Annotated in this window: 19 protein-coding genes and 1 pseudogene; 10 read left to right on the top strand and 10 right to left on the bottom strand. The window is 59.2% G+C overall.

Features of this window, described 5'->3' with window-relative positions; genetic code table 11:
• Positions 1–20 precede the first annotated feature (20 nt).
• Together MU553_RS21600 and MU553_RS23835 are read left to right on the top strand one after the other, a co-directional pair.
• Complete coding sequence (locus tag MU553_RS21600; protein WP_247381525.1) at positions 21–665, top strand: metal-dependent hydrolase; 645 nt, start codon at positions 21–23, stop codon at positions 663–665.
• A 124-nt stretch (positions 666–789) separates the two neighbouring features.
• Complete coding sequence (locus tag MU553_RS23835) at positions 790–2,238, top strand: CARDB domain-containing protein (protein WP_247381524.1); 1,449 nt, start codon at positions 790–792, stop codon at positions 2,236–2,238.
• Positions 2,239–2,257: 19 nt separating this feature from the next.
• On the opposite strand, the gene MU553_RS21590 is transcribed toward MU553_RS23835, so the two are convergent.
• The 4 genes from MU553_RS21590 to MU553_RS23685 all read right to left on the bottom strand — a co-directional run bounded on the left by MU553_RS21590 (position 2,258) and on the right by MU553_RS23685 (position 6,718).
• Positions 2,258–3,373, bottom strand: coding sequence for a DUF1616 domain-containing protein (locus MU553_RS21590; protein WP_247381523.1), 1,116 nt, complete (start codon positions 3,371–3,373; stop codon positions 2,258–2,260).
• Positions 3,374–3,619: 246 nt separating this feature from the next.
• Positions 3,620–4,153, bottom strand: coding sequence for an HTH domain-containing protein (locus MU553_RS21585; protein WP_247381522.1), 534 nt, complete (start codon positions 4,151–4,153; stop codon positions 3,620–3,622).
• A 1,206-nt stretch (positions 4,154–5,359) separates the two neighbouring features.
• Positions 5,360–6,595: an RNA-guided endonuclease InsQ/TnpB family protein gene (locus tag MU553_RS21580; protein WP_247381521.1), complete on the bottom strand. Its 1,236-nt coding sequence runs from the start codon at positions 6,593–6,595 to the stop codon at positions 5,360–5,362.
• Positions 6,596–6,718, bottom strand: coding sequence for a hypothetical protein (locus MU553_RS23685; RefSeq protein ID WP_282594413.1), 123 nt, complete (start codon positions 6,716–6,718; stop codon positions 6,596–6,598).
• 691 nt (positions 6,719–7,409) lie between these two features.
• Between MU553_RS23685 and MU553_RS21575 the strand changes: the two genes are divergently transcribed.
• Both MU553_RS21575 and MU553_RS21570 read left to right on the top strand, forming a co-directional pair.
• Positions 7,410–8,609, top strand: a complete 1,200-nt coding sequence (locus MU553_RS21575) for an orc1/cdc6 family replication initiation protein (protein WP_247381520.1) — start codon at positions 7,410–7,412, stop codon at positions 8,607–8,609.
• 107 nt (positions 8,610–8,716) lie between these two features.
• On the top strand, positions 8,717–8,962 hold the full coding sequence (locus MU553_RS21570; RefSeq protein WP_247381519.1) for a hypothetical protein: 246 nt from the start codon (positions 8,717–8,719) through the stop codon (positions 8,960–8,962).
• Between the two features lie 57 nt (positions 8,963–9,019).
• Here the strand turns inward: MU553_RS21570 and MU553_RS21565 are convergent, their stop codons facing one another.
• Entirely contained in the window at positions 9,020–9,715 is a 696-nt protein-coding gene (locus tag MU553_RS21565; protein WP_247381518.1) for a TMEM165/GDT1 family protein, read from the bottom strand.
• Entirely contained in the window at positions 9,712–10,407 is a 696-nt protein-coding gene (locus MU553_RS21560; RefSeq protein WP_282594412.1) for a metal-dependent transcriptional regulator, read from the bottom strand. Before MU553_RS21560 ends, MU553_RS21565 begins: the two co-directional genes overlap by 4 nt.
• Positions 10,408–10,499: 92 nt before the next feature.
• Between MU553_RS21560 and MU553_RS23910 the strand changes: the two are divergent.
• A pseudogene (locus MU553_RS23910) lies at positions 10,500–10,835 on the top strand (RNA-guided endonuclease TnpB family protein); the annotation flags it as partial.
• A gap of 355 nt (positions 10,836–11,190) precedes the next feature.
• Here the strand turns inward: MU553_RS23910 and MU553_RS21550 are convergent.
• Positions 11,191–11,457, bottom strand: coding sequence for a hypothetical protein (locus tag MU553_RS21550; RefSeq protein ID WP_247381515.1), 267 nt, complete (start codon positions 11,455–11,457; stop codon positions 11,191–11,193).
• A 394-nt stretch (positions 11,458–11,851) separates the two neighbouring features.
• On the opposite strand from MU553_RS21550, the gene MU553_RS21545 reads away from it, so the two are divergent.
• Positions 11,852–12,874, top strand: coding sequence for a GNAT family N-acetyltransferase (locus MU553_RS21545; RefSeq protein ID WP_247381513.1), 1,023 nt, complete (start codon positions 11,852–11,854; stop codon positions 12,872–12,874).
• Positions 12,875–12,880: 6 nt separating this feature from the next.
• On the opposite strand, the gene MU553_RS21540 is transcribed toward MU553_RS21545, so the two are convergent.
• Both MU553_RS21540 and MU553_RS21535 read right to left on the bottom strand, forming a co-directional pair.
• Positions 12,881–13,918, bottom strand: a complete 1,038-nt coding sequence (locus MU553_RS21540) for a GNAT family N-acetyltransferase (protein WP_247381511.1) — start codon at positions 13,916–13,918, stop codon at positions 12,881–12,883.
• 76 nt (positions 13,919–13,994) lie between these two features.
• Positions 13,995–15,242 (bottom strand): YyaL domain-containing protein, encoded by a 1,248-nt coding sequence (locus MU553_RS21535; RefSeq protein WP_247381509.1) that lies wholly within the window; start codon positions 15,240–15,242, stop codon positions 13,995–13,997.
• Positions 15,243–16,029: 787 nt separating this feature from the next.
• Here MU553_RS21535 and wecB point away from each other — a divergent pair.
• Together wecB and MU553_RS21525 are read left to right on the top strand one after the other, a co-directional pair.
• A complete protein-coding gene (wecB, locus tag MU553_RS21530) occupies positions 16,030–17,133 on the top strand; it encodes a non-hydrolyzing UDP-N-acetylglucosamine 2-epimerase (RefSeq protein ID WP_247381508.1) in 1,104 nt (367 codons plus the stop codon).
• The gene (locus tag MU553_RS21525; protein WP_247381506.1) at positions 17,130–18,053 is read left to right on the top strand and encodes a polysaccharide deacetylase family protein; all 924 of its coding nucleotides are present in this window, start codon (positions 17,130–17,132) and stop codon (positions 18,051–18,053) included. The genes wecB and MU553_RS21525 overlap by 4 nt, the downstream gene beginning before the upstream one ends.
• Positions 18,054–18,058: 5 nt before the next feature.
• Here MU553_RS21525 and MU553_RS21520 read toward each other — a convergent pair whose 3' ends face one another.
• Complete coding sequence (locus tag MU553_RS21520; protein ID WP_247381504.1) at positions 18,059–19,186, bottom strand: DUF354 domain-containing protein; 1,128 nt, start codon at positions 19,184–19,186, stop codon at positions 18,059–18,061.
• 346 nt (positions 19,187–19,532) lie between these two features.
• Between MU553_RS21520 and MU553_RS21515 the strand changes: the two genes are divergently transcribed.
• Both MU553_RS21515 and MU553_RS21510 read left to right on the top strand, forming a co-directional pair.
• Positions 19,533–20,519, top strand: a complete 987-nt coding sequence (locus MU553_RS21515) for a DUF1616 domain-containing protein (protein WP_247381502.1) — start codon at positions 19,533–19,535, stop codon at positions 20,517–20,519.
• A 154-nt stretch (positions 20,520–20,673) separates the two neighbouring features.
• A complete protein-coding gene (locus MU553_RS21510; protein ID WP_247381501.1) occupies positions 20,674–21,834 on the top strand; it encodes a glycosyltransferase family 4 protein in 1,161 nt (386 codons plus the stop codon).
• The last annotated feature ends 39 nt before the right edge of the window (positions 21,835–21,873 follow it).

Raw genomic sequence — 21,873 nt, 5'->3', positions numbered from 1 at the left:
CTGCGTATTCCTGTCGCTAGGTGGGCACTAACTATACTGCGTCCACGACCGAGACCACGCATGGATCAGGGAACGGGGGATCGCTGATGTGGCCGTGGGAACACGCTGCCGTCGCGTACATCGGCTACTCGGTCGTGACTCGGGTGACGACCGGTGAGACGCCCAGCGCTGGCCCGGTCATCGCATTGCTCGTCGGATCACAACTGCCGGACCTCATCGACAAACCGCTCGCCTGGTGGCTGCAGTTGCTCCCGAGCGGTCGCTCACTCGCTCACTCACTGGTGTTTGCGCTCCCGTTCGTCACGCTGGGTGTCTGGATGGCGCGACGGTATCGCCGAACTGACCTGGGCGTCGCACTGGGCGTCGGCTATCTCCTGCACCTTCCTGGTGACGTGGTCTATCCAGTCCTGTTCGGTGACCGTCCTGCGTACGGGTTCTTGTTCTACCCGTTCGTTCCGCGTGAGGGGTACGTCGAGTCCGATGCACTCGGGAAGATTACTCGTCTGTTCGGCGATTTCCTCGGCTTCCTGGGGACGCCACGTGGCATGATGTACCTGAGTGGCGAACTCGGGCTGCTCGTCGTTGCGCTGTGGCTCTGGGTCTGGGACGGCAAACCGGGGTTCAGCGCGTTCAGCAGGCGACTCCGCGGGGCGATCGCGGGCTGACCTGACCCTGCACCGGTGGTAGCGGGCTACTACCTGATTTCTCTGGGGATAACAAAGCGGGTCGGTTCCGTTCCGTCGATAGCAGACGCGCGACTGTTATATCATGTCCGGCGAACGACTTCACGTGACTGTTCTCGTGGCGATCGTCGTCACCGTCGTTACTGCCGCCGTCGGCGTGCAGGGGCAACCGACGGCCGACGCCACGATCGACCGTGTCACACGACAGAGCGGATGTATCGACGGGGAGATGTCGCAGCCGTGTCACCAGCCGTCGCTGAGCGGCGTGACCGTCCCGAGCGCTGCTCGACAGCTCCCGCAGGAACTCCCACCCAACGGTACCGGGCAAGGGCCGGCGCCCTCGTCGATGTCAGCGACCGTCTCGCGAACTGGTTCGAACAGTTTCAGTGTGGCCGTCCGGAACGCCAGGAACGGCCGGTCGACGACCGTCGAACCGCCGAGTGCAGTCGGTGACGCAGATGACGACACCGATCTGCGCTCGTTCGACGTGGTCTCGCGTGGCGGGGCGTCCCGGTTCGACCTGAACGTCACCGTGGATAGCACGCTCGAATCGCTCTCGGCAGCCGATGCAGCGAGCCCGCCCGCCGCGTTCGATACGCCCCTGCTGTACAGTACCGTCGGCTCGACTGCGAGCTCGAACGATTTCGGCATCACGTACCGCTTCGACGTCGAGACCGATTATCTCCGGGAGGCCAACGCGGGACAAGACGACGTCGTTGTGTCCGTGTATCGCGGCGGGGAGTGGCGAACGGTCGATGCGACGCCGGGCCGGCAAAGCGGCAACGAGATGATCGTTCGGACCTCGATCGCCGACCCCGGACTCGTCGCGGTCGGACTTCGCCATCCCGAGATCAGTGTCGTCGACGTCAGACCGCAGAATCCGCCGCCCCTCTCGAATCGGACGTCACGCCTGGAACTGACCCTGGAGAACAGCGGGAGTCGGGACGGAACGGAGACGTTCAACGTGACCGCAAACGACCGCACGATCGCGAGTCCGACGGTGTCCGTCGCGGCCGGCACACAGCGGACCGTGACGGTGCCGGTTCAGTTCCGGGAAGTAGGGGAGACGGACGTCGAGGTCGGTGAGTACGTGACGGAGCTCACCGTCACTGAACCGACGCCCGACATCTCGGTGACGGCCCTGTCAGTGGACCGCAACCGGGTCGAAACGGGCGAGACGGTCACCGTCGACGCGACGGTGACGAACGCCGGGACTGCAGGCGGGACCGGCAGCGTTCAGTTCCGTGCGTTCGGGGACGTCGTCACCGTTGATCAGGTAAAACTCGCTCCAGGAGCAACTCGGACGGTGCAGTTCACGCAGCGATTCGACGCACCGGGAGAGTATCGACTCGGCGTGAACAATCGCACGACCACGGTCACCGTCGACCGAGGGCCGAACTGGGAGTCGACGCCTGCGGAAGACAGCGGGACGGTGACGGCTGGCGACGGCGAGTCCGATTCAGACAGTTCCTTCCAGTGGGCACTCATTCTGCTGGGGACTGGCGTCGTCCTGATGCTCGGCCTCGTGACCGTCGGACGGATGCTCCGAGAGTAGCGGCGAGTGGCTCGATTCCTTATTGACCGACTCTGCCGGTCGTGCTGGGGGTCGTCGTGTTGGGCGCTGTCGTGTTGGGGACCGTCGTATTGGGCGCCGTGTTGTTCTGCTGAACCCGCGTCGAGACGTTGATCCACAACTGGAGTCGTTTGTCGGCGGTCGCCGCACTCGCTTCGACCGGAGCCTCACCGCGGTACAGGAAGTAGACGAGGCGGAGGTTCGTTCCGGCCCGTTCCGGAGTGATGTCGTGGGGTTGCTGCCAGCTCTCGTTCGGCTCGAGGTCGAGGGGAAACCGCCGCTGTTCGCGCTGTGAGAGGACCTGTAACCGTTTTTCGTCGTTCGTTCGAACCTGCTGGAGTTCGGCGACGACCGTGTACGCCGTCGCCTCCTGTCGATTGTTTGTGACGCTCACGACGAGTTCCTCTGGCTCACCCTGTGTGAAGTTCGTGGGATAGCCAGAGCTCACGTATCCGCCGCTCTCAGAGCGGGTCATCAGTGCGAAGCTGGTGAACTCCGCGTCGGGTTGGGGGACGGACATCGCGTAGGCGGCGGCACTGACTCCGACCAGGATGCTGAGCACGAGCACGATGTTGACGAGGCTATCTATAGCACTGCCCCCGAACAGGAACGTCCGGGTGTCGTTTGCCCACTCGTCGAGCGGGAGGCTGAATCGATCCGAGACGGGGAGTCGAAGGCGGCGAAACAGCGCGACCACGACACAGCCGACGGTAAACACCGAGAGGACGCCGATGACCGTCGACGGCGTCAACGTAACCCCGACCGCAGCGAGTCCGAGCGCAAACAACGGGATGAGCGCCACGCTGATTCCAAATGCGAGGGCGAGGCGCTCGCTGAGCGTGATCCCGTCGTTCACCGTCACTCCGTCGAGGTTCGTTATCCGACGCTCTCGGCTCTGTGGCCCGTCGCCGGGGAAGACGGCTGCCAGCAACGCGTACCCGGGGACGAAGACGAGCAGGACGCCACCAAAGAGGAAGCGCCAGAAGGGATCATCGGGGACGAGCGCGACGCTCGACGTGAGGAGACCGACGAACCCGACGATGACAACGAGATCGAGGGGAAATGTCTTGAGGTAACTACGCACTTGCTGCCAGTTGGAGTCCGCTTGCGTACTCATTGGACCTGGCTGGAGGGAACCGTGTCACTGGCGTCTCTATAGCGGGACATTCGAGCAAGCGAACGCTTGCTCGTGCTGGCCTTTGTTATAGACGCGTTATCGTCCCTTCCCCGAAATACGCGGGTTTCTCGGTCGTATGCGTACTGTGAGGACCAGATGCCTGCAAACAGGGTTTGTTCTATAGGTCCGTGCAGATCTCACCGTGCCGTGTTCGTGAGTGGTCGCGTGCGACCTGTGAGGAAGGGCTCAGGCCGAAGTCCCAATTTCCCGTTCGACAGGACTCTGCTGCTCGACGATGCGAATGAAATCCTCGACGCCGTAGCTTTCCCCGTCGATCTCACACGGTAGCACAAGCTCGAGTTGATCGCTGGTGTACACGCCGAAACAGACCTGTGGGAGGACGATTTTTTGGTACTGTTCGTCCAGGATCGAAGAGGAGACGCGCTGCTCTTCGAAGGGAAGCTCGGTGCTCGATCCCGTTCTGGCACCCCAGGCCGTGAATTCGTCGACGTAATCGAGAATTCGCGTGCCGGGCTCAGTCTGTGCGGCCGCGCTATCGGGACAAATTGACTTTCCCCAGACGGTGACGTCTACAGAATCGAGGAGGCCCTGCCGCTCGAACGACTGGAGCTGCTCTAGGGCCTCGTTTTGCTGTTGGCACGTCCCCATCGGAGGCGCAAGGGAACGAAGAAACACCTTCACTCGGGGAGAGTGCCCTGCGTGAAGCATGCTCGTCTTCTCTTCCCACCACTCATTCGATTGATTTGAACTGCGTTTCATTGTTCACCCGTCCCTGGCCACCTTTCACCAGGGCTATGAGATATGGGACGCCCACCGGTCTTAACTGCAGTAGACTGTTTGTACCGGATGTAACTGGTTAATTCCGCTCCGACGGGGTCGTATTATTCAACACGTGTTCTCTTGCCCGAGTATACTATACTTACTGCTGGCGTGTGTAACTCGAAACAGTCGTGTACGATGCAGTATACGTCCATACTGAGGCTAGGAACTCGTTACTTCAGTCGTGACGCCCGATAACATGGGTGTGACGACACGTTGTCGGCTGTGAGTCAGTAGCATTGTTCGATCACGCGATGACGTACTGGACGTGACGCTCCGTCGCTGCGGGTACGAGACCAGCTGGTCTCGTCGCGTCGCAGTGGCTCGCTGGATAGGAGCGTGTGAAAAGGCACGTGGAGACCACGTGCCGGCGCGTGAGGTGAAGGCAGCGGGGAACCAGAGGATTTGTGGTTCGGGTCCGGCAGGGCTCCCCCGTTGTGGAACGGTGTCGGGCTCCCGTTCCGGGGCTTGTGACACGTCACGCAACTGTGCGCGAGGCCCTTTCGGCTGTTCCCGTCAGGGCCCATCATCATGCAAGATTGCTACCAGTATTGTTATCCACTTCCTATTCCCCTTTGACATCTCGGTAGAAGGGCGCAGATAGCCCGTGAGCGTTTAGAATCCGAACTGGCTCTCGACTGTCGACGTGTTAACCAACGCTGATCCCTGCGACCGTTCTGTTGGTTAAAACGAATTGCCGTCTGCCACTAGTGGCCCTATACTAATATTAATGAACAATAATTAACTATACTGCCGTCGGCGACTTGGCGGCAGATCCGTATGACTCGATCACGATACACAGACGTCGACAATATCGGTGTGCCAGTAGTGCCGTTGCTTTCCTCCCGAGAGAGCGACACGGCAAAAGCGACTGGCAGTCCCGCGGACTTGGTTGACGAGCTCGTGTGGGGCCACGACCCGGACTGAGTTCGACTTCCCCATGCCACCGCTGTTTGCCCAAGCGATCTGACGAAGCGGAGAGTAAGAGCCTTGTAACACACCACGTTTCCGGTGTAATCGTGTGCACGAGGTCTATTATAGGGTGTTTAGTGAGTGAATCCGCTCGTAGAGGTCGAAATTCCCACCAGTCGTATCCCTTCTGATAGTCACGTACTAAGAGAAAACACACACCTCGTTTCCGGTGAACTACTCCACCCTACCGCTCGGGCTGACGCCCTCGCGCTTGAGGATGGGGCTTCCTGTTTCCACGACGCGCTTTGCAGATACGGACGTATCCACAGGGAGCGCAGTCTCCACAGGCGTTGATTCGGAGCGTCCCGCTCCTAACCGCTTTTTGACACCGCGAGAAAGAATGTTCCACGCCGCGTTCGCGTCTCTATCCGCCTCAAACCCGCACGCCGGACAAGAGTGTTTACGGACCCACAACGGCTTGTCCGTCGAAACGCCGCAGGACGCGCATTCCTTCGTCGTTCCCGCCGGTTCGACGGCGACGAAGTGCGTCCCCTCTCGCTCACACTTGTATTTGAGCATCCGAAGGAACGTCCCCCACGCCGCGCCTGCCCGGTCCCGAGAGTTCCCCGGCAGTTCGACCAAGCCTTTCGCGTCCAAGTCTTCGACCGCCACGAGGTCGTATTCGCGGGCGTAGTGGTACGATAACTTGTGGAGGAAGTCTCGCCGCTTTCGCTTGAGGTCAGCATGGCGCTCGGCCACGACCTTCCGCTGTTCTTCCCAATTCGCGGAACCGTGTTCCTTCCGCGAGAGGTCACGCTGTGCGCGTTCTAACCGCTCTCGCTCGTCGGACAGGTCAAGTGATTCGACGGCAGTTCCGTCGGTATCGTGGGCATACTTGCAAATCCCCACGTCGATTCCGACGCACTTCTCGGGATTCTCCGGTTTCTCCGGTGGGTCGTCCGGGGTTTCGACGCCGAGGACGGCGAACCACGTCCCGGTGGGTTCTTGTTTGACTGTGACGGTCTTGATCTCGGCGTCGTCGGGAAGTTCGCGGTGGAAAGTGAGCGGAATCTCTCCGAGTTTCGAGAGCCAAAGTTTTGTTCGACCGCTCGTGTTCTTGAGCTTGAAGCCGGATTGACTGTAGGTGAAACTGCGGTACTCGTCCGGCGCTTTCCACTTGAGTGTCCCGACGTGGTAGCCGTTCTCCTTGCGACCCCGGAGCGTCGAGAGGTTGTCGTACAACCGCTGAACGACTTTCTGAAGAACCTTCGAGTGAACGCTTTTCAGGTCGTTCCACCACTTCTTGAGGCTCGGCAGGAGTTTCTGCTCGGAGTATGCCGAGGTGTCGTCGTTCCGGTTGAGACGGTGGAGGAAGTGGTTGTAGACCTGTCTACAGGTATCGACAGTCCACGCTAACTGTTCGCGGTGGGCGTCGGATGGTCGGAGCCGATACCTGTAGTTGTAGTTCATCTACGGGCGTTCTTCGATGAGTTCGTCAAGTTTCTCTTGGACGAACGACGAGAGGTTGAGGTGGTTCTCCTCGACCCACTCGGCTTGGTCGTCGCGGATAGAGATGTTCTTGCGCGTTGCCACATCACAATATACACAAACTACACAAATATGGGTTGCGATTGTGTAGGCCTGTGGGCCGAGCGTCGGACGTGTTTGATATTCGTGCGGCGTTGACGGGACGCTTGCGTCTCGTTCGCACACCAGAACGCTACGCGTTCTGGGGCCGCTGTATCCCCTCCCTACTCGCTCCCTTCGGTCGCTCGTTGAGGAAGGGGCCTTAGCGCCTCAATTCAGGTAAAACGCACTATACCACCGGGGAAATAGTATGGAATAATATATAAATAAAATGCCTGAAAGAACCGTGACATCAGACGAATTAAGCTATGTAATGTCGGTTTTCACTAGAAACGTGGTGTCTCTATGATTGATTAATGATATTATATAGGTGTTGGAGATACGTTGGCTACGGGATGCGAAACAGATTCGAGCCAACAATGAACGTGCCTTTCCGAGGAGGCATGCCCGCTCTACTGTCGGGAACGTCGAGCGGGCGCAGTAGAATACGGATAGAGCCGGGACCTCGTTTCCGATGAACCGAGATCGTGAATTTTCGCCGATGCTTATCGGACTAAGAATATAATTTCCGATGAATCGAAGATGCCGTTAAAGACAACTGCGAAGCGGTTACCTGCCAGATTACACTGGAAACGTACTGCGCGGCTTTCGGGGAAAAAGTAAAGTCAGTTCCACCGGAAATGTGGTCTGAACTAGGATGTCCGAATCGGACGATCTTTTCATTCGAGAGGACCCAATCTTCGCGAACAAGGAACTTCTGGAGATCAATCATCTTCCGGACGAGGGGCGTATCGTCGGACGGGATGAGGAGATCAGCCAGTTAGCGAACGCCGTGAATCCCGCGATTTTTGGACAGAGTCCGAGCAATATTCTCATCTACGGAAAGACCGGGACGGGGAAATCTCTTTGCGCGAAGTACGTGTCACAGCGACTCATCACGACGGCCGACGAGGAAGGCGTCACAGCAGGGTTCGCCTACGTCGACTGTGCACAGGACTCGACCGAAACGCAGGCCGTCCAGACCATCGCCAGCGCCCTCAACGATCGTTCGATTACGGACATCAAGATCCCCGACCGCGGCATCAGCACGGCGACATACTACAAGCGGCTCTGGTCGATTCTCGACTCGCGCCTCGACGTCGCCCTTATCATCTTAGACGAGATCGACAAACTGGACGGCGACGACATTCTCATGCAGCTCTCTCGGGCCGGCGAGGCCGGCAAGATCGAGGACTGCAAGATCGGCGTCATCGGGATCAGTAACAAGATCAAGTACAAAGATCGGATGGACGAACGCGTCAAGTCGAGCCTCTGTGAACGCGAGTTCGTCTTCCCGCCGTACGACGCGACGCAGCTGCGGTCTATCATGGAGGCTCGCAGCGACGCGTTCCGGGACGGCGTTCTCGAAGAGTCTGTCATCCCCCGTGCGGCGGCGCTGGCGGCGAAAGAGCACGGCGACGCACGGAAAGCTATCGACATTCTGCGCTACGCGGGTGAGATCGCCCAGTCTAACGACATGGGTACCGTTCGCGAGGAGTTCGTGATTCAAGCACGAGAACGCGCCGAAACGGACCGGTTCCGCGAACTGATTCGCGGATCGACGCCCCACTCTCGGTACGTGTTGCAGGCACTGACGGTTCTCTCCCTCGATGAGTCACAGCAGGAAGCGTTCCGTACGACCAAGGTGTTCGACGTCTATCAACAGATCTGCCGCCAGGAAGGGGCGGATCCGCTCTCCCTCCGGCGCGTTCGGGACCTCCTGAAGGAACACGCTTTTCTCGACATTCTGGAACAGTCTCGGCACAGCGGCGGCAGCGCAGAAGGGAGCTACACAGAACATCAGCTGCTCGAAGACCCGCACGTCGTCAAGAAGGTCCTCACCGAAACAGTCGAGTGAACAGGTCGGCGTTTTCCGCCCTCATGAGATCGCTGCACCGCCTTCGGTCCTACCTGTCCCTGTGATCTGCGATTGCGTTTTGTTCGTTCTCGAACTGTCGGGAACTTTTGACAGCAAACAAATGGAGTGAGGTTGTTATCAGAATTGAAAGAGTGATGGTGAGTGACCGATCCGTGGCCGTTCTGAGGACGCTTCCGGAACCCGTGTACGTGGGACTGATGATCTTCCTTCTGATCGGGACGGCAGTTGCGCTGTCTGTGGATCGGAATCTGATCGGCGTCACCGGGTTTCTGCTCCTCGCCCTCATGGCGCTTGGCTATGGCGCCGTCCAGACGTCAGAAGACGTGGCGTGAGTTGGAAAACGCTGGATAGACGTACTGACGGTTGTAAAAGCGACAGAAACTAAGTCTTCAGAGTACGCCGAGTATCGTGCTGCTTACGATACCGACGAGCGTCTCCCAGATCGAGACGCCGACGAAGATACTGAGCAGAGTATCAAATGCGAAAAACGCGAAGAGACCGGCGCCGAAGAAGTGGGCTTTCCGCAGCTCGAACTTGTGTGAGAACTTGTAGAAGAACACGGCGTTTACGATGCTCACCGGGATAATCGCGAGCATCTCGCCGACCCAGATCGCCGGATGGGCGCCGTACTGGAGGGCGAGACTGATCGTCACGAGTTGCGTCTTGTCTCCGAACTCCCCTGCGGCCATCATGCTGAAGATCGGCAGGAAGCCTCCGAAGTAGTCGGGAACCTCGCCGACGACGGGGAGGCGTTGATCTTCGACGGCTGCGATGCCAGACCCATCGGTGTTGAGCGTCTCTTCGCCGGGATCCGGTGCCGACCGGAACAGCAGGAACGCGAAGAGCAGGAACATCCCCGCCGTGATCGCGTCGAGAACGACTGGTGGGAGAGCACCTTTGATCGCCTGTCCGAACCAGATTTCGACCGCTGTCCAGCCCGCAAACGCAGCGCCTGCCGCTGAGACGACGACGATCGGATTGTAGTGCGTCGAGAGCCCGGAGATGAGGAACTGAACCTTCTCGCCCGGCAGCACGGCGAGCTGTGCCGTCAATGCGATCAGCATGATCTCCACGAACCCGCTCACAAGTGGGACACCTCAGGTTCGTCTCGTTCGTCGACGTCGATCGGCCTCGCGCGAATCGTTTCGGCGACGTCGTCGGGGAGATGTTGGTCGCCACCGTCGTGCGTGATCGTGACCATCCCGATCGGAGCGATCTCCCGAATTTCGAGTGCTCGACCGGGGACGATCCCCGCCTTTGCCAGGTAGTTCAGTTCCTCCTCGTTTCGATCCCGGACGCGGGCGACGATGACGGTATCACCGACAGCGAACTCCGACAGGGGTCGTGCATCGTCGTTACCCGGTGGCTCCAGCGTCTCTTCGGGAATCGGGTCCCCGTGCGGATCGACCGTGGGGTTCTCTAACGTCTCGGCGATCCGCTCTTCGAACTCCTCGCTGATGTGATGTTCCAGGACGTCCGCTTCCTCGTGGACGTCGGTCCACTCGTAGTCGAGTTGCTCGACGAGGAACGATTCCAGCAGTCGGTGATGCCGAATGATCTCGATGGCGACCGTTTGCCCTTCCTTGGTTAGCTCGACGCCCTTGTACTTCTCACGCGTGACCAGTCCTCGCTCTTCGAGTTTCTCCATCATACTGGTGACGGTCGGTGACGTCACGTCCAGATACTCCGCGATACGAGACGTCTGGACGGGAGCACCGTGTTCTCGCTGAAGCTGATAGATCGACTTGAGATAATCCTCCATCACGTCGCTCAACATCTTACGTGGGATTAGATGCGTCTAAACCTTAAATCCAACTATGCCAAGATTGATGATTGGCTCATCACTATCGTCTTTTAGCTTAACCAATCGACGACGGCTACCACGTCACATCGAAGGCCAAGGCCGAAGATGCGCTGTACGATCAGCTACGCGAGGACACGGAGTTGACCGCGAATCTCGTCCAGAAAGGGATTCATCAGGCCGTCGAAGCCATCAAGAGCGGCGTCGAACGCCTCAAAAACGACCAAGATACGTCCCGTCCGACGTTCACGGCCGATACCGCCATCTACGACAAGCGAAGTGTCACGTTCCACCGTGACCACGTTTCGCTATCGACACCGGATGGACGAATCAAGTATGACTACATTCTCTCTGATAATCCCGACACACCGCCGACGAAGTACGTTGCCGACGAGGACTACGAGTGTCTGGATTGTGGCTACCAGAACCACGCCGACTACAACGCGGTCGCCGGATTACATCCGGCGGGCAGCAAAGTCACTGCGTGACTTTTCGACGGCGAAAAAACATCGGCCTACAGTCTCTCCGCCGTCGGCAAAACGCAGACGACGGAGGCACACCCGTAGACGTGCGCTTGAATCGCGGGACGTTGAACGTGAGTGGAGAGTACGACCTTCCCGCCTCATCCGAGGCGTAGAACGGGAGTCCACGCGAAAGCCCTGGTGCAGGCGACAGCCTGCACGTCGTCAGACCTCGTCTGACGGAACCCTCAACGAGCGAGCGGGGCCATTGCCCCCGAGTGAAGTAGGGGAGGGTAGTTTACGTGTTCCAGTCGACCTGACTCCCGATCTCGATGTGGTCGGCTGAGTGAAGCATCGCTGCGACGCCGACGCCGACCAGAACCGATCCCGCCAACATACCGGTGACGAGCGTTGCCCAGACAGCGACTGGTGCAGCCGTTATCGAGGGGGAGTAGGTCGCGATGGCCCAGAAGAAGTCACCGATAAACACCCCGCCTCCGACGAGCAACAACAGGCCGAGAAGCCGACTCGGCGTCGGCGTCGCAGGCTTGTCTTTGATTCGCATTACGCGTTCCTCTGGTTTCCATATGAATATGTGTTACTCTAATTATGGATGTTGAAAACCACACTATCACTCAAAAATAAAGTTATTCGAATACCGGTTGATAGCGTGCGATTCCCCGGTTGATAGCTTCCGTCACGACTCGACGTGCGAGGTGCCAAATAACTGCCAGACCACTTCGCGTTCCGGCGTTCCGCGTCTCACTGAAGAACAGAACACCTGGCTCGTCGCTCCCTTGCCGATCGGACGACCCGTCGGCGTCGTGGACTCCAGTTATCACTGCGTCTGTACCGCGGGCTAACCGTTTGAATCGCTGAACTTTCGATTGTGAGCTAGTATATACCATAGCGACCATGTAACAAAGTTGGTGTCTCCGTAAAATGCGATAGCATTAGTCATGAGGGTCGAACAGATTGGTTTGGAGGAGTGGGGGACGGAACTTCCGAAATCGGGGTTCGAGGTGTTTCATCTGCCGGCGGCACTTTCGGTCGTCACTGACCATCTCGACGCCGAGCGTCGGTTGTACGCCGCCAAGAAAGGCCAGGAAACTGTCGGCTTACTCCCCGTTTTCGTCGAGGAGCGCCGCGTCGGTCGCGCTGTTCTCTCACCGCCACCGGGGCTCAGTATCCCGCGACTCGGACCAGTGCTGATGCCGAACAGTCCGAAACTGCGGAAGCGAGAACAAATCAATCAGGCACTGGTCGAGGGCGTGCTCGAAGACGTCGGGGCGAGTTCGTCGACGACGCTCGTCCGAATACTGAGTCCACTGGACTACGGGGACCCCCGTCCGCTGTCGTGGAACGGACTCGACGTGGATCCGAAATTCACGTACGTCGTCGACGTCGACGACGCATCGAGTTTAGCGGAACTCATGAAAGGCTTCAGCAAGAGCCTGCGGAACAAAATGCGGCGCTTTCCGGAGCTTGACGTCACCATCAGCGACGAGGGCCGAAGCGGCGCGGTCAGAATTCACGAGGACGTCGCCGAGCGATACCTCGAACAGGACAAAACGCCGCCCGTACACCGTCGCTTCGTCGAAGACCTCGTCGACGCGCTCGATGACCGGTTCCGAGCGTACGTCGCCCGGGACGACGAGGGCGCGTATCTAGGCGGCATCGTGGTCCTCTACTCGAACGACCACGCGTACTTCTGGCTGGGAGGAGCGAGACACTCGTACGATGGGATCAGCGTCAACACCCTCGTTCACCGCCAGATCCTCGACGATGTCCTGACTGATCCGGACTTCGAATCGATCACTGGATACGATCTGGTTGGGGCGAACACCGAGCGACTCTGTGAGTACAAGGCGAAGTTCTGCGGCGAGCTAACCGAGTACTACGTCGCCGAGTCCTCGGGGGTCGGGATGACGACGGCGAAAACGGCGTATCGAATGTTCTCCGGCTCGCTCACGAAGAGTTGACTGACGTTACTTGGAGCCGAGGACCGTCGACGAGCGAAGCTGTTTGTAAAAGTGGGCGGCGATGTTTATCGCCGTGGACCCGTGTTCGAGCGTGTAGTACTCCTGGAGATCGGGATTGAATTTCGCCTTGTACTTGTTGATCCGCGGATTTTCGGCACCGACGAGGTCGTACGTCGTGATGCCCCGGGATTTTGCGTCTTCCATCACTGCCCAATCGAGGTTGTCGTTGATCGAGATGGCAACGTCTGCGTCAGTTTTGACACCGCCCTGCCATCGATGGATCGTGTCACCGTGCTCGTATGCGAGGATGCCGCCGACGAACTCGCCGGCGACGCGACAGACGTACGGTCGTACTGCTCCCTCAGGCAGTCGCTCGTACAGATCGGTCACGAACGAATCCGAGAGATGGAACGCGATCCCCTGGTTCTCGTACCGTTCGCGGACGCGTTCGAGGATGGCGAGCACGGCGTCACGATCCCCGACCTCGATGGAGACGTCTGCTGCATCCCTGCCGTCACGGATGTTGCTTCGAGCGTCACTACTGAACGACATGAGGAGATCGTCGTCGTCCGGTGTCAGGTCGACGAGATACGTGTATGCCGGCTTCGCGTCGAATCCCTCCCATTGCATGGGACGAAGATCCGGATAATTGCCGTTAAGCCTGACGTGAATGTATCGCGGGTGAAGTTCGTCGTCGACCCAGTCGAAACACTCTTCCAGAAACGACTGGTGGCGTCGCTCCGCTTTCCGCTGTTTCAACTTTCCCATGTTCAACAGCGCCGGGCCCTGGTACGGGACGCGCAAGTCCGGTGGCGGCGAGAACGCGGTCGTCAGTGGCCCTTTTTGAATCTCGAACACCGGAAAGATCCCGACGGGTTCCTGCCCCTTGAAGCCCACCAGGTGGTAGACCTGACATCCCATCTCGTCCGCTTGCGCCTCGAGTGCCTCACGGCGGTGGAACAGATCCGCCTGCGGCGATTGGTCGACGTACCGGTTCCACTGCTCTAAATCGTCGTCGGTTACCTCACGAACTTCGATGCTCATGTCATCGACTCGTTTGTTGATGAGTCAGAATCTGCTCTCATTGTTATAGGGGTCTTTCGAGCGTTCTGTGCCGACGTCACTGCTGTTTGAGGGCTTTGAGATACTCGCCCATCGCGTATGCCATCCAGGCCTGACACCAGCGCATCAGCGTAACCCGACGCGTGTAGAACCGCTCTTTGCGGTAGTAGAATTGCCCGTCGCCAGCGTGGAGGTTGTCGAACACCCACTGCAGTATCTGACGCGCGAACTGGAGATCCCCGGCGTAGGTGAACACCAGGACGCCCTGTGTACTGGCGTGAATATCACGGGGATACGCGTTCTGCTCGTCGAAGTTCGGTGCGCCGTTGGGCTCGAACAGTTCGTGTCGGTAGAAGTGGAGTGCCGTGTCGAGCGTGTCCGCGTACCGCTCCTCGTCAGTGACAGCGTGGTACCGCTGGAAGCTCTCGATGACGAACCCGTTGTGGTGGTTGTCCATCGAGAGGTGCGAGGCGTCCGGCGGATGGCGATACGTCCAGCCCCCGATGTCCGCTTGCAGGTCTGCGATGTGGTCGAGTAGTTCGCGCGCTCGCGTTCGATACGCGTCGTCACCGAACTGGGCGTAGAGATCGACGAAGAGACGCGCGCAGAGTGCGCCGGCGTTGATCGTGTAGTACTCTTCAGAGTGATTGAGGTGATAGTTGACCTTGGCGCCGCGGTCGCCCTCCACCTGCCGATAGTTGAGATGGCCGTCGACGAACTCGGTAGCGCTCCGGGCGATGTCGGGATACGCTTCGTCCAGGGCGCCCGCTCGGAGGAGGGCTTTGGTGGCGTACGACGTCGAGACGACGTCCGGATCGGACGGCTGGCCGCGGCCGTCGAGATGCTGAATGGGATGGCGGTGACCGCCGCAGAAACCACCGTATCCTGAACACTGGTGCTCGACGAGCCAGGCGGCGAGCTCGTCGGCTTCTGCGGCGTAATCGACGGGCGATTGGTTCGGGGCGTGGCGAGCCTGAGTGAACCCTAACTCCGAAGCGGTGAGGTTCGCCATCGAGAACAGTGCGGTTCCTTTGAAATTCCGCCGTTGTTCGACGAGCAACAGCGGTCTGACGTTCACCGGGCATCGCTTACTGGTCTCCTGAAACACGAGGTTGAGCCACTTGTTGTCGACCGGGAGGGCTTGGAGGATCCGACTGCTCATTCCGTCGCCGTAGTCCCAGCCAGTGTAGTCACGGTCGCGTGCGTACGACAGTGTTTGCAGAAACAGATCGACGACCCGATAGTCCTCGATCGTCGTCTCGACACGCTCATCGGCCGTCTCCGAACTGATCTCTACTCCTCTCATGGTTGTAATAGACGCGAGGCCATCGACCTCGTCGTGATGGCCACGGCTTACGAAATCCCTCGACTGGTTCGGATATTGTTATAATTCTCCTACTACACGACGGTCTGCAATCATCTGGCTCACTCCTCTGCTGTCTCCGGTCCGCCCGCTGGTGGTTCGTTCCGTGGGGTTGGTGACACCGGCCTGAACGATCGAGTGGTCACCCCGGAATTGAACGTTGGTTCGTATCCGGATTTCTAGCACCGGGAACCGTTCGAATCGATAGAAACGGTGGCCGTGGTGTCCCAGTTCGGATTCCGTTTCGCTGCTTCCGTGGCAGCGCGCTGGATTGACCGCGGGAACGATTGCGACGTCGGATCGCGACGCGGGAACTGTGACGGCTCGCTGGGTGAGCAACGGCGATTTCATCCACACTCACCCATCACAGTTGGAACATAATCCTGTTTTCAGTAGGATACCCCACATTCGGCACAGAGCTAAATTTACGCCCGTTCGGCCTCACGGGGGCAACGACGACACCTATCCGTCTTTTAGTATCTGGTAGGACCTCTATTCTCCGCCGAAAATTACGGCGGCTGTCCACGTATCACATGGTCGGGCTGTATATTGTACCTAGGAAACGTGTCCGATTCGGCAAGTGAGCCATAACAATGGTGAATCCTTCCGAGAATTGGAACAGTTACCCGACGGCGGTACCCATGAAGGAGATACCTGCACTACCGGCGAGGGAACGGAGTCTCACCATTAACGGCGGTTACGATGCCGCTTTCACCGACGGAGCGAAACGATGAAAATCGCATCAGTTGTCGGTGCTCGCCCACAGTTCGTGAAGGCGTTCCCCGTCTCGAACGCGCTTCGAGACGACCACGAGGAGGTGTTGATCCACACCGGCCAGCACTACGACGACGAGATGAGCGACGTGTTCTTCGAGGAGCTGCCGATCCCTGAACCGGACGTGAACCTCGGTGTCGGGTCGCACTCACACGCAAAGCAGACCGCAGCGATGCTCGAAGGTATCGACGACGTCGTCTCGAAGTGCGCGCCGGACGTCGTTCTGGTCTACGGCGATACGAACTCGACGTTAGCCGGTGCGCTCGTCGGTTCCAAACGCGACGTCGTCGTCGCTCACGTCGAGGCCGGGCTTCGGAGTTACAACCGGTCGATGCCGGAGGAAACGAATCGCGTGCTCACAGATCACTGCTCCGACCTGCTGTTCGTGCCGTCAGAGCGGGCCGTCGAGACGCTCGCGAACGAAGGCATCACCCGGGGCGTCTACGACACCGGCGACGTGATGTACGACTCGCTGCTCGCGGTTCGTGAGCGCGCCCGGGACTGCTCTTCGATCGTCGACGAGCTGGGTCACACCGACGGAAAGTACGTCCTCGCGACCGTGCATCGAGCGGCCAACACGGACAACCCGGACCGTCTCGAATCGATCCTCACAGGCCTCAGCAACGCACCGTCTCCGGTCGTGTTCCCTGCACATCCGAGGACTGTCGACGCGCTCGAAAGCGAGGGTCTCGACCGGGCACTGCCGAGCAACGTCGACGTGATCGATCCAGTTGGGTATCTGGACTTCGTCAGGTTACTCGACGGTGCGGAACGCGTCGCGACGGACTCCGGTGGCGTCCAGAAAGAGGCGTTCTATCTGGACACACCCTGTGTGACGCTGCGCGACGAGACGGAGTGGAGGGAGACTGTCGCCTGTGGCCGAAACGAACTCGTCGGAACGGACCCGACTGCGATTCACCGCGCACTGACGCGGGAGTTCGAGTCGTCGACAGACGACACGCCGTACGGTGATGGCAACGCTGCCGCACGTATCGTCGCAGCACTCGAGTCTGTCACCGACGCTCCACAGCGGAACGTCTCCGAAGGAGTCACGACATGACTACGCTTTCCGGAACCGAATACGAGTTCGCGCTGTGTCTGACCCACGACGTGGACAAGCCCTTCAAGACGGCGTACCACGCGCTTTTCTATACACTCCGTGAGCGTGACCCCCGCCATCTTCGCGCGCTGCGGGACCAGTGCAACCCCTACTGGCAGTTCGAGGAGATCATGGCGCTCGAAGAGAAGCTCGGGGTTCGATCGGCGTTTTACTTCCTCAATCAGCCCAGCCTCGATTCGTTCCCGGTCTGTGACCTCGTCGACGTTTCCGCGCTGACACAGGAGTTCGGTCGTTACGACGTCAGAGAGTCCGACGTCGCTGAGCTGATCCAGCGACTCGACGACGGCGGCTGGGAAGTCGGGTTACACGGGTCGTATCACACGGCAACGGATCGGACGCGACTAGCGGAAGAGAAAACCCGGATCGAAGAGGTTCTGGGCAAAAACATCCGGGGCGGTCGGCAGCATTATCTTCGGTTCGAGGCACCGGAGACGTGGCAACACTACCGGGACCTCGGACTCAAGTACGACGCGAGCTTTGGGTCGGCCAGAAAGCCCGGATTCGGGTCCGGATACGACGTCTTTCGACCGTTCGGCGACGACTTCGTCGTCTTTCCGCTGACGCTGATGGATCAGCACCTTCCGGACCCCGAATCAGAGTTTCAGACGGCGTGGACTGACTGCAAGACGCTGTTAGATACCGCCAGCAGCGAATCGGCAGTGATGACCTGCCTGTTTCATCCTCGATATTTCAACACGCGCGAGTTCCCGGGCTACCGCCGCCTCTACGAGCGATTGATAACGGAAGCACGAGATCGTGGGGCATGGATCGGGTCGCCGGGAGAGTTCTACGAGGAGTTTCTCAGTCACCGGGGCGTAGTGCGCGACACGCAGGGGGAGTACATCGAATCGATTTCGTGACTGCTCTACGGCGACAGTTTTTCCGGTTCCACCGCTGTCTCTGATTCCTGACCCGGGTCCGGGCGCTCCCAGTCCCGGGAGAGAGCGCTCACTCGCTCTAACTGCTCGTGATTCGTGGCCACCTCGACGAGGACGTCCGTGAGGTTCACCTTCTCCTCGAAGAGACGCTGGCGTCGTTGCTGGTACTGCTTCTGTACGCCGTCCTGCTGAAGAATCTCCAGTGCACGGGAGCGCACGTTCGAGAACGTCGCGAGGTTATCGACGAGGCCTCGACGCGCGAGTTCGATGAAATTACCCATGTCGTCGTCGCCGACGAACGAGTTCGACCGAATGGCGGGCGTCCCCAGCAGTGCGGCTTCCGTCACCATCGTTTGCGTGTCCGCGACTAACAGCGAGGCTTCCGCTAACGCGTCGTGAAGGCGTTCAGGTGGCAGATTGAACGGGCGTGCGGGGAGGTTTTCGAGGGGACATTCGTTCCCCTCGTCTGAAACGAATACCGTCGCGTGGTCGGCAAGATCGCGAATTAACTGTCGGCGTTGCGCTGACGTGAACCCTCCTTTGGAGACGTCGTGGTGGGAGCCGAAAGCGTTGAACCGGAGCAAAACGAACGGCTCCGAGCCGATCCTCAGGGCAGACCGGATGTCGTCGTCTCGCTCGAAGATCTCGGGATGGAGATACGCACACTCTTTGAATCCGGGGAACGCGTAGTGGTTCGGTCCGAGAACGCGGCGGAACGAATCCGGTGTCAGCATCGCGTCTGCAAACGGCTTCGAGACGAGATGGTCTACCTGCGTCGGCTCGGAGTCGAGCACCAAAATCGTCGGCGTTCTAGACACAGCCCCCGCGTGCGCCGCGTATGCTCCCATCCCGAAAATCAGGTCGGGATCGTAGCGCAGCGTTTCCTTGATAATGTTCAGGTAGTGAGACGGGAGGTTCGTGACGAGTGACGCTTTGTTCGTGTCACAGCTCCCGTAGATCGTGTACGGCAGATCGAACGCCTCCGCCAGTTCGACAGTGCAACCGTAATCCCTGGCGAGAACTTTCACGTCGTGCCCGTCGGCCTGGAGCCGCCGGATCGCAAATTTATACAGATGTACGTGCGCAGGCGTATTGGTCAGGATCACGTATCGCATACGGGTTGCTAACAGGTATCGATACTTTGTTAGGTCGTGTCGAAATCATCAGTAGAGAATTCATACTCCGTTGCTATGTCCTTTCAGGGGTACGTCCGACTCGTTTCGACGAGAGTGAGTCTCGATCGTTCACACAGAACTGTCTGAGCAGGGAGCCGAAGATGGCTCTCGGATCAGCGTAAACAGGATATAACAATGACAACTCAACCCGATCACGAAACTGATCGGGGGAACGTCGAGACACAATGAGGATTCGTTATACGTGGGTGCAGCGGTCGAGACAGCGTGATCAGAAAGCATGACCACATTATCTGATGGTCACTGGTGGGAGACAGTCCGCGACTCAGTGCGGGCAGTACCGACGGATCTGGTACTCCTCCTCATCTATCTCGCTCTCGGTGACGCCCTCTTACTGCAGGACGCAACTGCTCGTCCGATACGAACAGTCGTCGGCATGCCGATCCTGCTGTTCTTTCCCGGATATGCGCTGGTCGCTGCCCTCTTCCCGAAAAAGAACGAATCGGTTCCAGCAGGTATCATTCCGTTCGGTAATAATGCGGGAAGGGGAACCACTCACGGTCTCGGCCTCGTGGAACGGGTTGCGCTTTCGTTCGGGCTGAGTATCGCGCTCCTCCCGTTGTTCGGGATCGGCCTTTCGGTCGTGGGGTTGCCACTGGATGGAACGGAGATCATCCAGATACTCACCGTGACCGTCGTTGTTCTCACGCTCAGTGCAGCCGTACGGCGATTGTCGGTCGGTCCCAGTGAGCGTTTTCGGCTCCCCGTTGACCAGTGGCTGAATGAAGTGCGAACTGCAACCGTACGTGCTCCGTCTGCGCTCGATGCGATCCTGAACGTCGTCCTTGCACTGGGGATCGTTCTGGCGTTTACGAGCCTCGGCCTCGGCCTAGTCACGCCGACTTCGGGGGAATCCTACACGCAGTTCCAGTTGCTGACGACGAACGAGAGCGACGACTACACAACCGCTGGGTATCCGCAGACGATGGACACCGGCGAACCGCGCTCTCTCGTCGCGAACGTCGTCAACAAGGAGGGAAAGCGAACGACGTACACCGTCGTCGTTCAACTCCAGCGCGTCGAAAAGACGGACGGGGAACTAACCGTCCAGGAACGGCAGTCCATCGAGACACTCGAATACACCCTCGATCCGAACGAATCCGTCTACGATTCGCATACGGTCACGCCACGAATGGCCGGCGACGATCTCCGGCTCACGTATCTCCTCTATGCCGGCTCGCCACCGACGACGCCCACGATACAGAATTCCTATCGCCACACCTATCTGTGGGTGAACGTCACGCGCTCGACGTAGTCCTCAGGAACGGAGTGGTCGTTCCTCGCCGACGGTCCGAAACTGACGGCGTGCGTCTCCGTCCTGGCCGTAGATACGCCATAACAAAACGAACTGGTTGTGTAGCTGAGTGGTGGCCCGAGTGACGTGAGGGGCTTGGAGAAAACTAGTTTCGATGTCTACTACCGACAGCTCACAGACGTCAGCGAGGAGTGGATCGACTGCGTCGCCGTCCAGCCATCGTGTACACGACCGCGACGAGGAGCGCGCTCTCAACGAGGACGTGGAGTTACTGATCGTGGGAACGTTCGGCGGTGGCGGCGTCAATCAGTACGTCGACAACCAGGCGTCGCGGCTGGAAGACCGGATCTCGGTTTCGACCTACGGAATGGGAATGCCGCCGTCCGGGAGCGGTGTCCTGTGGTTCCTTCGGGGTCTCGTTCTCGGATTCGTAGCGATGCTCCGGTTCCCGTGGCGACGACCACCCGAGATCGTCCACGTCCACACGTCCCATCAGTTCTCGTTCGTCCGCTCGTCGTTTTACGTCCTCTATGCGAAATACGTCTGGAACGTCCCCGTCATCCTCCACGTGCACGGGTCGTCGTTCGACGAGTTCGTCGAGACCGCATCGTATCCCCTCGCACTGTTTCAGTCAGCCGTGTTCGCCGCCACGGACGAGGTCATCGTCTTGTCCAACTACTGGCAGCGCGTCCTGACAGACCGCGTCGAGCAGTCGAAAATTACGGTCCTGCCGAACGCCGTCGACGTATCGGAGTATCGGGCGGCGTTCGACGCCGATCCGCCTCGAATCGTCTTCATCTCGAATCTCATCGAACGCAAGGGCGTCACCGAACTCGTCGACGCCATCGATCACTTGGTCGCGCGGACCGACGACTCGGTGGCAGTGGATATCGCTGGCGACGGCCCATTGTCTGGCCGCGTCGAACAACTCGCGGCGGACGCCGAGTCCGTTACCTACCACGGGTACGTCTCGGAATCAGAGAAGCGAGACCTGCTGCGCGGTGGGTCAGTGTTCGTGCTTCCGACCTACGCTGAGGGGCTTCCGATTGCGATACTCGAAGGAATGGCCGCCGGAAACGCGATCGTGTCGACGCCCGTTGGTTCGATCCCCGAGGTAATCGATGACGACGCTGGCGTCCTCGTGCCACCCGGTAGTGAAGAGAAGCTTGCAGACGCGCTCGAATCGCTACTGGCCTCGCCGGAGCAACTCGCCGAGATGGCACGTGAGAACCGCCGACGGATCGAGGACCGGTACACTTGGACGCAGACCGTCGACGAACTGCTCGCGATCTATCGCCGCCAACTTGCTGGCTGACGACGGAATCAAACTAGCAAACTGGCGGCCAGTAGTTCG

The organism is Halorientalis brevis, assembly GCF_023077655.1.
This window is presented reverse-complemented; position numbering and strand designations above follow the sequence as displayed.